This window comes from Burkholderia territorii (genome assembly GCF_902833055.1).
GTDB classification, from domain to species: domain Bacteria; phylum Pseudomonadota; class Gammaproteobacteria; order Burkholderiales; family Burkholderiaceae; genus Burkholderia; species Burkholderia territorii.
Genome location: NZ_CADFEJ010000004.1, coordinates 80089 through 93331, shown reverse-complemented (window position 1 = coordinate 93331; position 13243 = coordinate 80089). Strand labels below are relative to the sequence as shown.

General features: G+C 70.1%; 12 protein-coding genes. 7 read left to right on the top strand and 5 right to left on the bottom strand.

Annotation, left to right across the window (positions count from 1 at the left end):
* Window positions 1-423: 423 nt before the first annotated feature.
* Window positions 424-1596 carry a hypothetical protein gene (locus HW466_RS10250; protein ID WP_481968798.1) on the top strand — a complete coding sequence of 391 codons (1173 nt, stop codon included), beginning with the start codon at window positions 424-426 and terminating at the stop codon, window positions 1594-1596.
* Between the two features lie 25 nt (window positions 1597-1621).
* Here the strand turns inward: HW466_RS10250 and HW466_RS10245 are convergent, their stop codons facing one another.
* Window positions 1622-2467, bottom strand: coding sequence for an aldo/keto reductase (locus HW466_RS10245; protein ID WP_059798906.1), 846 nt, complete (start codon window positions 2465-2467; stop codon window positions 1622-1624).
* A gap of 168 nt (window positions 2468-2635) precedes the next feature.
* Here HW466_RS10245 and HW466_RS10240 point away from each other — a divergent pair, with 168 nt between their 5' ends.
* Window positions 2636-3382 carry a GntR family transcriptional regulator gene (locus tag HW466_RS10240; protein ID WP_059450135.1) on the top strand — a complete coding sequence of 249 codons (747 nt, stop codon included), beginning with the start codon at window positions 2636-2638 and terminating at the stop codon, window positions 3380-3382.
* A 21-nt stretch (window positions 3383-3403) separates the two neighbouring features.
* On the opposite strand, the gene HW466_RS10235 is transcribed toward HW466_RS10240, so the two are convergent.
* On the bottom strand, window positions 3404-4795 hold the full coding sequence (locus HW466_RS10235) for a CoA transferase (RefSeq protein ID WP_174905673.1): 1392 nt from the start codon (window positions 4793-4795) through the stop codon (window positions 3404-3406).
* Window positions 4796-4932: 137 nt separating this feature from the next.
* On the opposite strand from HW466_RS10235, the gene HW466_RS10230 reads away from it, so the two are divergent.
* A complete protein-coding gene (locus HW466_RS10230) occupies window positions 4933-6165 on the top strand; it encodes a citrate/2-methylcitrate synthase (RefSeq protein ID WP_060346670.1) in 1233 nt (410 codons plus the stop codon).
* On the opposite strand, the gene HW466_RS10225 is transcribed toward HW466_RS10230, so the two are convergent.
* Entirely contained in the window at window positions 6138-6461 is a 324-nt protein-coding gene (locus tag HW466_RS10225) for a DUF2917 domain-containing protein (protein WP_151006324.1), read from the bottom strand. The genes HW466_RS10230 and HW466_RS10225 overlap by 28 nt on opposite strands.
* A 199-nt stretch (window positions 6462-6660) precedes the next feature.
* Between HW466_RS10225 and mdtD the strand changes: the two genes are divergently transcribed.
* Together mdtD and HW466_RS10215 are read left to right on the top strand one after the other, a co-directional pair.
* Entirely contained in the window at window positions 6661-8100 is a 1440-nt protein-coding gene (gene mdtD, locus HW466_RS10220; RefSeq protein WP_059450038.1) for a multidrug transporter subunit MdtD, read from the top strand.
* A 180-nt stretch (window positions 8101-8280) separates the two neighbouring features.
* Window positions 8281-9555, top strand: coding sequence for an EAL domain-containing protein (locus HW466_RS10215; RefSeq protein WP_059506494.1), 1275 nt, complete (start codon window positions 8281-8283; stop codon window positions 9553-9555).
* 15 nt (window positions 9556-9570) lie between these two features.
* Here HW466_RS10215 and HW466_RS10210 read toward each other — a convergent pair whose 3' ends face one another.
* Window positions 9571-10185 (bottom strand): methyltransferase domain-containing protein, encoded by a 615-nt coding sequence (locus HW466_RS10210; RefSeq protein ID WP_059540635.1) that lies wholly within the window; start codon window positions 10183-10185, stop codon window positions 9571-9573.
* Between the two features lie 222 nt (window positions 10186-10407).
* Entirely contained in the window at window positions 10408-10932 is a 525-nt protein-coding gene (locus tag HW466_RS10205; RefSeq protein WP_059769621.1) for an Mpo1 family 2-hydroxy fatty acid dioxygenase, read from the bottom strand.
* Window positions 10933-11013: 81 nt separating this feature from the next.
* On the opposite strand from HW466_RS10205, the gene HW466_RS10200 reads away from it, so the two are divergent.
* Window positions 11014-11721 (top strand): Crp/Fnr family transcriptional regulator, encoded by a 708-nt coding sequence (locus HW466_RS10200; protein ID WP_059450042.1) that lies wholly within the window; start codon window positions 11014-11016, stop codon window positions 11719-11721.
* Between the two features lie 86 nt (window positions 11722-11807).
* A complete protein-coding gene (chrA, locus tag HW466_RS10195; RefSeq protein ID WP_151004262.1) occupies window positions 11808-13019 on the top strand; it encodes a chromate efflux transporter in 1212 nt (403 codons plus the stop codon).
* The last annotated feature ends 224 nt before the right edge of the window (window positions 13020-13243 follow it).

Here is a 13243-nt window from a genome sequence, read left to right as displayed (position 1 = left end):
GGCCGGTGGCACGAATCTCGCAGTTAGGGATTCGCACGGCGGGCCCGCGTGCCGATTCGTGTTCCGGCTGGCCTCTGGCGCCGGTCCGACACCCATCGGCCGTCGATACGACAATGCATCGTTGCTGGTCCCCTGCATCACACGTTGATGGTCGCGCGTGACGAGGCATCGCGCGCATCGGGGAGATCAATAATGAGCAGAACGAATCAACCATCCCGTACGGCGGGACGATGCCGTCGCACGACCCTGCTGGCCGCAGCTGCGTTTGCGTGCTGCTGTTCCTGCGCGATTGCTCAGGACTCGATTCCCGACGTCGCGTCCATCCCGACTGCCAGCGCAGACCCCGTCATGATGCTCGCCGAGGACACGGCGTCCTGCGCTTCCGCTGCTTGCGCGCTACACATCTATGCCGGCCGAGGCGCTGTGGGAAGCGGTGCCGGCAGTACCTCCGGCGGTAGCAGTCCGGGTAACGGCGCGAACGGTGGAAGCGGCGCCGTCGGGCCCGCAGGCGTCGGTGGATCGACCGGGGCGACATCCGGTGGTACGAGCGGAACCGGTCGTAGCGGCGGGGCATCGGGCAACGACGGTAAAGGTGGCGGTACTGCGGGTAACGGTACTTCGGGTGGCGGCACTTCGGGTGGCGGTACTTCGGGTGGCGGTACTTCGGGTGGCGGTACTTCGGGTGGCGGCACCTCGGGTGGCGGTACTTCGGGTGGCGGTACTTCGGGTGGCGGTACTTCGGGTGGCGGTACCTCGGGTGGCGGTACTTCGGGTGGCGGTACTTCGGGTGGCGGTACTTCGGGTGGCGGTACTTCGGGTGGCGGTACTTCGGGTGGCGGTACCTCGGGTGGCGGTACCTCGGGTGGCGGTACCTCGGGTGGCCATGGTGGCCACGGCGGCGGCAATGGTGGCGGTGACGGCGGTCACGGCAACGGTGGTGGCGATGGCGGCGGCAACGGCGGTCACGGTAACGGTGGCGGCGATGGCGGCGGCAACGGCGGTCACGGCAACGGTGGCGGCGATGGCGGCGGCAACGGCGGTCACGGTAACGGTGGTGGCGATGGCGGCGGCAACGGCGGTCACGGCAACGGTGGCGGCAACGGCGGCGGCAACGGCGGTCACGGCAACGGTGGCGGCAACGGCGGCGGCAACGGCGGCGGCAACGGCGGTCACGGCAACGGTGGCGGCAACGGCGGTGGCAACGGCGGTGGCAACGGCGGTGGCAACGGCGGCGGCAACGGCGGTGGCAATGGCGGTGGCAACGGCGGCGGCAACGGCGGCGGCAATGGCGGTGGCAATGGCGGTGGCAATGGCGGCGGCAACGGCGGCGGCAACGGCGGCGGCAACGGCGGCGGCAACGGCGGCGGCAACGGCGGCGGCAACGGCGGTGGCAACGGCGGTGGCAACGGCGGCCACGGTAACGGCAACGGCGGCGGCAATGGCGGCGGCACCGGTGGCCACGGCAACGGCGGCGGCAACGGTAATGGCAACGGAAGCGGCGGCGCGGGCAATGGCGGCGCCAACGGTGTCGGCAACGGCAACGGCAATGGCGGTGCCGGCGGCAACGGCGGCTCGGCCGGTGGCCATGGCCACTGACCGGCACATCGCCTGACCGGTGCGGTCAGAGCATTTCGAGCGCGCGCTTGCTGCGCGGCGGGTGGAAGTAACCGTCGAGTTGCGCGCGCTCGTCATCGCTCAACACGAGATCGAGCGCCGCGCGATTGTCGCGGACGTGTTCGATCCGCGACGCCTTCGGAATCGCGAATACACCCGGCCGCGAGAGCACCCAGGCAAGCGCGACGCGCATCACCGACACCCCGCGTTGCCGCGCGATCTCGTCGAGCGGCGAACGCTTCGGCAGGCGCCCGTGATCGACCGGGCTGTAGGCCATCGCCGGCATCCGGTGCGAGGCGAGCCATGGCAGCAGGTCGAATTCCGGGCCGCGCCGCGCGATGTTGTACAGGATCTGGTTGGTCGCGCACGCGCCGCCGCCCGCGTCGTCGACGAGTTCCGCCATATCCGCCGTATCGAAATTGCTGACACCCCAGTGGCGAATCTTGCCCGCGCGCCTCAGCGCCTCGAATCCTTCGACCGTCTCCTCGAGCGGCACCGAACCGCGCCAGTGCAGCAAGTACAGGTCGAGACGGTCGGTACGCAATCGCTTGAGACTCGCGTCGCATGCGGCGACGACGCCACGCCGGCTCGCATGATGCGGATAGACCTTGCTGACGAGAAACACGTCGTCGCGCAGCCCGGTCAGCGCTTCGCCGACGAGCGACTCGGTCGCGCCGTCGCCGTACATCTCGGCGGTGTCGACCAGCGTCATCCCGAGCGCGATACCCTCGCGCAACGCGGCGATCTCCTCGTCGCGACGCCCGGCCCGCTCGCCCATTTCCCAAGTGCCCATGCCGAGCTTCGGAATCGTCTCGCCGTCCGGCAGGACGACCGTGGCAATCGTGTCTGTCATGCGCTCCTCGCTGCGGATTGGTGGCCGCGCACCCGCGGCCGTGGCATCGAATACGACGCATCAGTGTAGTCAATCGGTGCGGCGTCCACCTGTTGCGCGGCAAAAACCGGATATAACGGCGCCGCATGATGACTTAGAATGGCCGGCAATCTGATCGATACCCATTCCATGAAGGCACCCACGGACGACCGCTGGCAGGACCTGCGCCCCGACCCAGAGAACGATACGCCGCTCTACCTGCAGCTCGCCCGCAAGCTCGGCGACGCGATCCACGACAATCGCTGGGCGGCCGGCGAGGCACTGCCGTCCGAACGCGTGCTGTCCGACGCGCTCGGCGTGTCGCGCATCACCGCGCGCAAGGCGATCGCGCTGCTCGTCGAGCAGGGCCTGATCCGTCGCACGCAGGGCGCCGGCAATTTCATCCAGCCACGCTACGAGGATCCGCTGTCGCGGCTGTCGAGCTTCAGCGAAATGCTCGAGCGCCGAGGCTTCAAGCCGAGCTCGCAGTGGCTCGAACGCGAGATTCAGCCGGCAAATCGCGACGAAGTCATCCAGCTCGGCCTGTCGCCGGCCGCATCCGTTACACGACTGAAACGTCTGCGTCTGGCCGACGGCATCGTGATGGCGGTCGAGAACTCGACCTTCCCCGCCACGCTGATTCCGGATCCGCAGGCGATCGGCGGTTCGCTGTACAGCTATCTCGAAGCGCGCGGCACGCCGATCGTGCGCGCGCTGCAGCATTTCCGCGCAGTCAATGCGACCGACGAGATCGCCCAACAGATGGGCATCGCGCCGCACGACGCGCTGCTGCTGATCACGCGGATCGGCTACACGGCCGACCAGCGCGCGATCGAGCTCACCGATACCTACTGCCGCAACGACTACTACGACTTCGTCGTCGAACTGCGCAAGTAGCGCGCGTAGCGCCGCCGGCGCTCATCGCCAGCGCGCCTCGTCCGTGCCGAGCGGCACGGGCGGCAGCGTGAACCGCGGCGGCGTCGCCGACAGGCGTTCGGCCGGACGCACGGCATCGATCGTGCCGAACGGCGACGCGGCCCGGTCGATCCGGTCGAGCACGTCGTCGAACGTGACATCCGGCGCATGCAGGCCGTCCGGCACCGTCCCGAACGATTGCAGCCAGCGCCCCGTCTGTGCGAGCGAGACCCGCACGTGCCAGCTTCCCCCGTCCGTTGCGCGGCGCGCGAGCGCGATCATCGCGCCGAACGCCGCGAGATAACCCGTCGCATGATCGAGCGCCTGGCACGGCAGATGGCGCGGGCCGTCCGCGTGCGCGGCGTGCTGCTCGTGCCATGCGATACCGCTCGCCGACTGCACGAGACTGTCGAATCCGCGCCGCGTCGACCACGGCCCCGCGTGCCCGTACGCGGACACCGACACGCACACGATGCCGGGCCGAAGCTCGGCCAGCGCCTGCGGCGAGAACCCGCGTGCCGCCAGCGCGCCGGGACGATAGGCCTGCAGGAACACGTCGGCATCGCGTGCGAGCGCACGCAGCGCGGCAACGCCGGCCGCCTCGCGCAGGTCGATCCATGTCGAGCGCTTGCCGCGCCCGTTGTCGATCACGAGCGATGCGATGTTCGGCAGGTGCGGACCGTTGACGAGCAGCGTTTCGGCACCGTGCGAGGCCAGCGTGCGGCCGGCAACCGGCCCCGCGATGATGCGCGTGAGATCGAGCACGCGCACGCCCGTGAGCGGCTGGTCGGGCTCACCACGGCCGATCGGCTCGACGGGCGCGTCGCCGATCCGCTCGATCTCGAACAATGGCAACGACGCGAGCGCGCGTGCCTGCTCGTGCGCCGCCCATTCGTCTGGAGTTCTGATCAATGCGGCGCACAGGCCGGCGTCTGCCAGCGCGGTGTCGAGCGCCGCCCCGTCCCACGTGCGGATCGCCGCGGCAACGTCGTCACGCGCCGGGCCGCATCCGAGCACGTCGAGTATCCCGTGCAGATGATGCGGAAAGTTCGCATGCAGCTGGATCCAGCGTCCGTCGCGCGTGTCGTAGAAACCCGTCACCGGATGGCGCGGCTCGGGCGGCAGGCCGCCATCGACGCGCAGGTAGCGTTCGCTGCGGAAGGCGGCGAGCGCGTCGCGCATCGACACGTCGACGCGCTGCGCGATGCCCGTGCGCAGCCGATGGCATTCCGCCGCCGCGAGCCCGGCTGCCGCGATCGTCGCCGCGGCGAGCGTGCCGACGCGGAACGTCGACGGCAGCAGCGGGTCCTGCCCCGCCACGGCCGCGCGCGCAAGCGCACCGGGTTCGCCGTGCGCGAGTTGCCACAAGCGGGTCAATGCGAGTTCGGGAGTCATGTGGAAGCGAGCCGTTGAGGAGACGGATTCGAGTCTAGAATTCGTGACGGGCGCGATCAATCTTGATTGCGCAAATCAATGCATAACGAATAGTTGTAGCCGGGCCGCACTTCATGCGCCCCGCAGGAGCGATCGGCATGACGTCTCTCAGCGCGCCCGAAGCCGCCGGCATTCTCGGCGTGAGCGTGAGCACCCTTTACGCGTATGTGAGCCGCGGCCTGCTACGTTCGCTGCCCGACGGCGCGAGCAAGCGCCGCCGCTACGACGCCAACGAAGTGCGCCTGCTCGCGCGCCGTCGCGCCGATGCGAAACGCGCGGGCGGCGTCGCCGAACGCTCGCTCGACTGGGGCGTGCCCGTGCTCGAATCGCGGATCACGCAGATCGCCGGCGGGCGCCTGCACTATCGCGGCGCCGATGCGATCGCGCTCGCGAACGACGCGACGCTCGAGGAGACCGCCGCACTGCTGTGGGATTGTCCGCCCGCGCGGCTCGGTGCGGCATCGCTCGCGTCGACCGGTTTCGATGCCGGGCAGTGGGACGACTGGGCCCGCCGCTGGGCGCATGTCGCGCCGCTCGAGCGCACGCTGGTGCTGCTGCCGGCCGCGGCCGCCTCGCTGCCGCGCGTCTGGGCGCAGGGGCGCGACGCGCAGTTCGACGCGGCCACGCTGCTGCTGCGCGTGACGACGGCGGCGCTGGCCGGCATCGCGCCGGGCGACGCGCCCGTGCATCTGCAGCTCGCCGCCGCGTGGCGGCTGCGACGACGCGGCGAAGCCGACCTGCTGCGTCGCGCGCTCGTGCTGTGCGCCGACCATGAACTGAACCCGTCGACCTTTGCGGTGCGCTGCATCGCGTCGACCGGCACCCACCTGTTCGGCGCGATCGCGGGCGGGCTCGCGGCGCTGTCGGGCCCGCGCCACGGCGGCGAGACGTTCCGCGCGGGCGCGCTGCTCGACGAAGCGGCGCGTGCGCCCGATCTTGACCGCTACCTCGCGCTGCGCGTCGCGCATGACGAACGGGCGGACGGCGCACGCACGGTGTTGTCCGGTTTCGCGCACCCGCTCTATCCCGACGGCGACCCGCGCGCACGCGCGTTGCTCGACGCATTGCACGCGACGCTGCCGGACCGGACGCCGCTACGCCTGGCCCGTGCCCTCGCCGCGCGCGTCGAAGCGGCGACCGGCCTGCGGCCGGCGATCGATTTCGCGCTGGCGGTGCTGGAACGCACGCTTGCGCTGCCCGACGGCGCCGCGTTCACGGTATTCGCCGCCGGCCGCACCGCCGGCTGGATCGCACACGCGCTCGAACAATATGCGGACGGCAAGCTGATCCGGCCCCGCGCACGCTACGTCGGCAGCGACGCAGCTGCCTGACCATGGCCGCCGCGCCATGCGGCGAACCGTTGCCACACAATTGGCGCAGCCCGGACGGCCGGCGCCGCCTGCTGGCCGAACGCGAACACCGCCCCGCCCGCCGCCGCGCTGATCCATACGCGCATGCCCGGCAGCAACGCCAGCGTCTCGCCGGCGCGCAGCCAGTGATCGTCGGGCCGGCCCTCGATCGTCACCCACAGATCGCCGTGCGCCACGTGCAGCGCGGTGCGATCGACGATCCGCCACCGCCCGGCCGGCTCGTTGCCGTCCATCTCGTAGAGTCGCAGTTCTCGCATGGCCGCCTCCGGGTCGCGTGGTTCGATGACGCCAGTATTTCGGACGGCGTCCACACACGGACAGATACGCCTGCGGACACTTTCGGCTGAACTGTACCGGTCGGCTGACGGACGGGCGTCCGGCGCACCTGCGCCGATCCTGCGCGGCACGGCGGCTTTGCCTACAATGGCGGCTGTCCCGCGCCACCGGTCCGTCCCCATGTTCCAACGTCCGCCCGCCGCCGCTCCCGGCGAAAAGAACCTCACCGTGATGCTCTGGCTCGTTGCAACGGGCTTCTTCATGCAGACGCTCGACGCGACGATCGTCAACACGGCGCTGCCGTCGATGGCCGCGAGCCTCGGCGAGTCGCCGTTGCGGATGCAGTCCGTCGTGATCGCATACTCGCTGACGATGGCGGTGATGATCCCCGTCTCGGGCTGGCTCGCCGACACGTTCGGCACACGGCGCGTGTTCTTCAGCGCGATCCTGGTGTTCTCGCTCGGTTCGTTGCTGTGCGCGAACGCACATACGCTGTCGCAGCTCGTCGTGTTCCGCGTCGTGCAGGGGGTGGGCGGCGCGATGCTGCTGCCGGTCGGGCGGCTCGCCGTGCTGCGCACGTTCCCGGCCGAGCGCTACCTGGCCGCGCTGTCGTTCGTCGCGATTCCAGGGCTGATCGGCCCGCTGATCGGGCCGACGCTCGGCGGCTGGCTCGTGAAGATCGCGTCGTGGCACTGGATTTTCCTGATCAACGTGCCGGTCGGCGTCGCCGGCTGCGTCGCGACCTTCTACTCGATGCCCGACGCGCGCAATCCGGCGGTCGGCCGCTTCGACGTGAAGGGCTATCTGCTGCTGACGATCGGGATGGTCGCGATCTCGCTGTCGCTCGACGGGCTCGCCGATCTCGGCATGCAGCACGCGGCCGTGCTCGTGCTGCTGATCCTGAGCCTCGCATGCTTCGTCGCGTACGGGCTGTACGCGGTGCGCGCGCCGCAGCCGATCTTCTCGCTCGAACTGTTCAAGATCCACACGTTCAGCGTGGGCCTGCTCGGCAACCTGTTCGCGCGGATCGGCAGCGGCGCGATGCCGTACCTGATTCCGCTGCTGCTGCAGGTGAGCCTCGGTTATTCGGCATTCGAGGCGGGGTTGATGATGCTGCCCGTCGCGGCGGCCGGGATGTTCTCGAAGCGGATCATCACCCGTCTGATCACGCAGCACGGCTACCGCAAGGTGCTGCTCGCGAACACGATCATGGTCGGCGTGATGATGGCGAGCTTCGCGCTGATGCGCGACACGGTGCCCGTGTGGGTGAAGGTCGTGCATCTCGCGCTGTTCGGCGGTTTCAATTCGATGCAGTTCACCGCGATGAACACGCTGACGCTGAAGGATCTCGGCACCGGCGGCGCAAGCAGCGGCAACAGCCTGTTCTCGCTCGTGCAGATGCTGTCGATGAGCCTCGGCGTCACGGTCGCGGGCGCGCTGCTGGCCACCTTCACCGGGATGCTGCGCACGGTGACGCCGAGCAACACGCTGCCCGCGTTCCATGCGACGTTCATCTGCGTCGGGATCATCACGGCCGCGTCCGCATGGATCTTCGCGCAGCTCGCGCCCGAGATCCGCGGCCGCGATCAGCACAAGACCGATCCGTCCGAGCGCGCGTGACGCGCGCGTGCGCCGCGCCGGGAACCCACGACGGCGCACCGCGCACCATATCGGTGCAGCGCCGCTGCATCGCGCGACAGCCGGCATGCGCGACGGGGCGCCGCACGGGGCGCGATGCCGTGCATGCTTCTTGCTCGCCTATTCTGTAGGTAAACTGGCAGTCTTCCTTCGGCCGACATCATGAGCATGATCGACATCGATCCACCCGGCTTTCAGCCGCCCCGCCCCGTCGCAGGCGACGACGGAAAGCGGCGCACCGTGCTGTACGGCGCGTACACCGTGTTCAGCGTGTTCCAGCCCGTTTTCTCGGTGTCGCACCGTCGCGCGATCGGCTACCACGCGTCGCTGCGCGCGCACGACGAGGACAGCCGCCAGGTCGCGTCGCACGAGGTGTTCACGCAGGCGGCGCGGCGCGGCGACCTGCTCGAGCTCGGCCGGCTCGCCGAATCGCTGCATCTCGGCAATTTCCACGCGTTCGACAGTCACGACGAATGGCTCTTCCTGAGCCTGCATCCGGCTGCGCTGATGGACACCGTCTACGGCGACGCGCTGCTCGCGAACCTGAAGGCGCTCGGACTGCCGCCGCATCGCGTGGTGCTCGAAGTGCCCGAGCAGGCAGGCGGCGAGACGCCGCGCTATGCGGCGATCGTCGACGGCCTGCGCAAGGCCGGCTTCCTGATCGCGCTCGGCGGCTTCGGCGCGAAACACTCGAACATCGATCGCGTGTGGCACCTGCACCCCGACATCGTCACGCTCGATCGCGGGATCCTCGCGCAGGCGAGCGAACACTCGCATCTCGAGCGCGTGCTGCCGGGGCTCGTGTCGCTGCTGCACGAATCCGGCCAGCTCGTGCTGATGGGCGGGCTCTCGACCGAGCGCGACGCGCTGATCGCGCTCGAATGCGACGTCGATTTCGTGCAGGGGCAATACTTCGCGGGGCCGAGCGTCGACCCCGTGCAACCGCAGGCCGCTGCCGGCTGCATGGATACGCTGTCGGCCGCGTTGCGGCTGCGCGTCGCGCAACGCGAGCGCACCCAGGCCGAACGTCTCGCGCCGTACGTCGCCGCGCTGGAGGAAGCGAGCCGCAAGCTCGTCGCGGGCGAAACGCTGATCGACGCGGCCGGCGCCGTGCTCGGATTGCCGGAAACCGCGCGCTGCTTCCTGCTCGATGCATCGGGCCGCCAGATCGGCGACAACGTGCTCGCGCGCGGCAGCGTATCGCAGCGGGCGAAACGCTTCCGGCCGCTGCTGCATTCGGAAGGCGCGAGCTGGGAGCGCCGCCCCTACTTCATCCACGCGATGCGCGCGCCGGGCCGCGTGCACCTGACACCGCCGTACCTGTCGATCAACGAAGCGCACCTGTGCGTGACGGCGTCGATCGCCGCGCCGGCCGCGACCGGCATGCAGGTGCTGTGCGTCGACATCAACTGGGAAGCCGCGCTCAACGGCGAGTGACGTCGCGCGCCGCGCTCATGCGGCGCCATCGGCGTCGGCGGCCCGCCGCGCGATCAGCCGATGCACGCGCTTGCCGGACGATGCGCTGACCACCTCGTGCTCGTCGATCACATGCATGCCCGCGCCGAGCGCCGCATGCATGCGCGCCGAATCGAGCGGTGTGTACAAGCGGCCGCGCTCGTCGCGCAATGCGCCGCTGCCCGCCACCCGCCAGCTCAGGTACAACGTGCCGCCGGGCATCAGCAGGTCGGCCAGCCGCGCCGCCGCGGCGGCGGCGTCCGCCGCGTCGAGATGCATGATGACCGTCTCGCACAACACGTTTCGAAACGCACCGGACGGCACGCCCGCGAGCGCCGGCAGCGCGGCCAGTTCGAACGTCAGCGACGGGTGGCGCAAGCGTGCCTCGGCGAGCAGCGCCGCGCTCGCGTCGTAGCCGCGCACGTCGAATCCTTGCGACGCGAGCCATGCGGTATCGCGCCCCGCGCCGCAGCCGACGTCGGCGGTCGGCCCACGCGAAAAATACTGCTCGAGCAGCGCATACATGTCGTCGGGGGCGGCCTGGTCGAGCCAGTCCTGCGCGTATTGCGCGGCATGGGCTTCGTAGGCATCGAGAGTCGGACGATCCACCATGGCGATTGCTCCGCGTACGCGTCCTGTCGTGCGACGCATCCCGCATCTTAGCCGTTGCGCATCGCGCGTGGCGTGGCGTGCGGTTCCAGGCCGCGCTCGCGTTGCCCGCGCGATACGCGTGCGCGGGCAGCTCGACCCGCGGCGCATCGCCGCCGCGAGCAGGCCGCCGGAACAGCCGCCGAGCGCCCCCGCGCCGCGCACGCGGACCGGTGCGGCGACCGGTCAGACATGCGAGTGCGCGCCGCCGTGGACCGGGCCCGCGCGCCGCTCGACTTCGCGGCGCACGTCGCCACGCAGGCCCGCGAAGAACGCGACTTCCGCGACGACGAACAGCGGCCCGACCATCAGGCCGACCAGGTCGTCGACGAACGCCGGCTTGCGCCCTTCGAACCAGTGCCCGACGAACTGCACGATCCAGCCGACCACGAATGCGCCGACGCCGATTCCCAGCCATTGCGCGGTCGGCAGCAGCGCGAGCGTCTGCGCGGCCCACAGGCCGAGCGCGAACAGCGCGGTCATCGCGAGCCCGAAGCGCAGGTCCAGACGAAGGTAGAACGCCGCGAACGCCACCGCGAGCAGCAGCGCCGGCGACAGCGCGACGCCCGCCAGCACGCCGATCGCGGGCCGCGACAGCAGCACCTCGACCGCGAACACGATCATCGGAATGCCGACCAGGTGCGTTGCGATATTGCGCGCGTCGCGATGGTAGGCCGCATACTGCGAAAGGTGATCCTCGAGCGTCTTCATGGTGTCTCCTGAACGATCATTGAGCGCTATGATGCGCGTCACGCCCGACAACCTCTGTCGGCTACCCGACATCGCGCACCCATGCCCTCGCCGCTCGCCCCGTACCTGCCGCAGATCGAAGCGCACCCGTGGTTCGCCGCGCTGCCGCGCGCGTTGCGCGACGCGCTGCTCGCCCGCGCCGCGTTGCGGCAGCTGCCTGCCGGCCAGGCGCTGTTCCGCCGCGGCGATCCGCCGTGCGGGCTGTACGCGGTGCTGAGCGGTTCCCTCACCATAGGCGCGGTCGATCCGCAGGGCAAGGAAGCGCTGCTGACGGTCGCCGAACCCGTCACGTGGTTCGGCGAGATCGCGCTGTTCGACGGCCAGCCGCGCACGCACGATGCGATCGCGCTCGACGACACGCTGCTGCTGCACGTCCCGCAGGCCGCGCTGCTCGCGATGCTCGACGCGACGCCGCAATACTGGCGGCAGTTCGCGCTGCTGATGGCGCAAAAGCTCCGGCTGAGCTTCCTGACCGTCGAATCGATGAGCGTGATGCCGGCCGCGCAGCGGCTTGCCGCGCGGCTGTTGATGATCGCGGACGGCTACGGCGGAATCAGCGCCGGCCGCACGCGCATCCGCCTGTCGCAGGAAAAGCTCGCGGCGATGCTGTCGCTCACGCGGCAGACTACCAACCAGTTGCTGAAGGCGCTGCAGGCCGACGGTGTCGTACGGCTTCACGTCGGCGAAATCGAACTCGTCGACGTCGACGCGCTGCGCCGCGCGAGCGGCCTGCCCGACGCAACGCACTGACCGCGCGCCGACGCCGCAACGACGCATTCCCGCCGTCACGGCGTTGCGCTATCGTGGCGGATCGTTCGCCCGTCCCGCATCCGCTCTTGAACACGTCGACCCTCACTGCTCCGTCCCGCCATGCGTGGCCCGTATTCGTCGCCTTCCTGCGGCTCGGCCTGACGTCGTTCGGCGGGCCGGTCGCGCATCTCGGCTACTTTCGCGACGCGTTCGTCACGCGGCGCGGCTGGCTGACAGAGCGCGCCTATGCGGATCTCGTCGGCCTGTGTCAGTTCCTGCCGGGGCCGGCGAGCAGCCAGGTCGGGATGGCGATCGGCCTGTCGCGCGCGGGCTATGCTGGGATGTTCGCCGCATGGCTCGGCTTCACGCTGCCGTCCGCGCTGCTGATGATGCTGTTCGCGCTCGGCGTCCATGCGACGGGCATGCCGGTCTCGGCCGGCGCGCTGCACGGGTTGCGCATCGTGTCGGTCGCGGTGGTCGCGCAGGCGGTGTGGGGCATGGCGCGCACGCTGTGCCCGGATGCGCGCCGCGTGACGCTGATGGCGATCGCGGCCTGCATCGCGCTGCTCGTCCCGGCCGCGTGGCTGCAGGTGGTCGTGATCGTCGCGGCAGGCGCAGCCGGTCTCGTGCTGCTGCCGCAGCCCGAACGCGGCGCCCATGATCCGTTGCCGTTGCACGTGTCGCACCGCGCGGGCGTGCTGTGGCTCGTCGTGTTTGCCGCACTGATCGTCGTGCTGCCGGTCGCGGCGAGCGCGCTCCACTCGAACACGCTCGCCGTCGTCGACGCGTTCTTCCGCACCGGCGCGCTGGTGTTCGGCGGCGGCCACGTCGTGCTGCCGCTGCTGCAGGCGGCCGTCGTCGCGCCCGGCTGGATCGGCGACTCGGCGTTCCTCGCCGGCTACGGTGTCGCGCAGGCCGTGCCCGGGCCGCTTTTCACGTTCGCGGCGTTCCTCGGTGCGTCGCTGCGCGACGCGCCGAATGGCTGGCTCGGCGGGACGATCGCGCTTATGTCGATCTTCGCGCCGTCGTTCCTGCTCGTCGCGGGCACCGCGCCGTTCTGGGAGCGCCTGCGCCGCAGCACGCGCATGCAGGCCGCGCTCGCGGGCGTGAACGCGGCGGTCGTCGGGCTGCTGCTGGCCGCGCTCTATCACCCGGTGTGGAGCGACACGATCGTGTCGCCGCGCGACTTCGCGGCCGCGCTCGTCGCGTTCGTCGCGCTCGTGTTCTGGCGCGTGCCGCCGTGGGCCGTCGTGATCGCGAGCGCGGCGCTCGGCTGGTGGTCGGCGATGATCGTGTGATCGGGCGAATGGCGCGCACCGCGTCATGCCCGACGAGAAAATGAAAAAGCCCTCGTGACGAGGGCTTTTTTCGGGGCGTGCCGCACGCCGCGCAGGCGTGCGGGATGCCTGTCCCGTGACAATAAAGTCTGGAATGTTTCGCAATCAAGTTTGGAACGCACCAACCTCGCGCATGCGCAGTTGGATCAGGAAATCATCGGCTCTTTATATCAAATTTCGCATTA

What these genes read in the sequence shown, in the direction of transcription:
- HW466_RS10230 (WP_060346670.1), top strand. Translation starts at nt 4,933, where the DNA reads ATGACGTCTCTCAGCGCGCCCGAAGCCGCCGGCATTCTCGGCGTGAGC.
- HW466_RS10245 (WP_059798906.1), bottom strand. Translation starts at nt 2,467, where the DNA reads ATGACAGACACGATTGCCACGGTCGTCCTGCCGGACGGCGAGACGATT.
- HW466_RS10235 (WP_174905673.1), bottom strand. Translation starts at nt 4,795, where the DNA reads ATGACTCCCGAACTCGCATTGACCCGCTTGTGGCAACTCGCGCACGGC.
- HW466_RS10240 (WP_059450135.1), top strand. Translation starts at nt 2,636, where the DNA reads ATGAAGGCACCCACGGACGACCGCTGGCAGGACCTGCGCCCCGACCCA.
- HW466_RS10200 (WP_059450042.1), top strand. Translation starts at nt 11,014, where the DNA reads ATGCCCTCGCCGCTCGCCCCGTACCTGCCGCAGATCGAAGCGCACCCG.
- HW466_RS10205 (WP_059769621.1), bottom strand. Translation starts at nt 10,932, where the DNA reads ATGAAGACGCTCGAGGATCACCTTTCGCAGTATGCGGCCTACCATCGC.
- HW466_RS10215 (WP_059506494.1), top strand. Translation starts at nt 8,281, where the DNA reads ATGAGCATGATCGACATCGATCCACCCGGCTTTCAGCCGCCCCGCCCC.
- mdtD (WP_059450038.1), top strand. Translation starts at nt 6,661, where the DNA reads ATGTTCCAACGTCCGCCCGCCGCCGCTCCCGGCGAAAAGAACCTCACC.
- HW466_RS10225 (WP_151006324.1), bottom strand. Translation starts at nt 6,461, where the DNA reads ATGCGAGAACTGCGACTCTACGAGATGGACGGCAACGAGCCGGCCGGG.
- HW466_RS10210 (WP_059540635.1), bottom strand. Translation starts at nt 10,185, where the DNA reads ATGGTGGATCGTCCGACTCTCGATGCCTACGAAGCCCATGCCGCGCAA.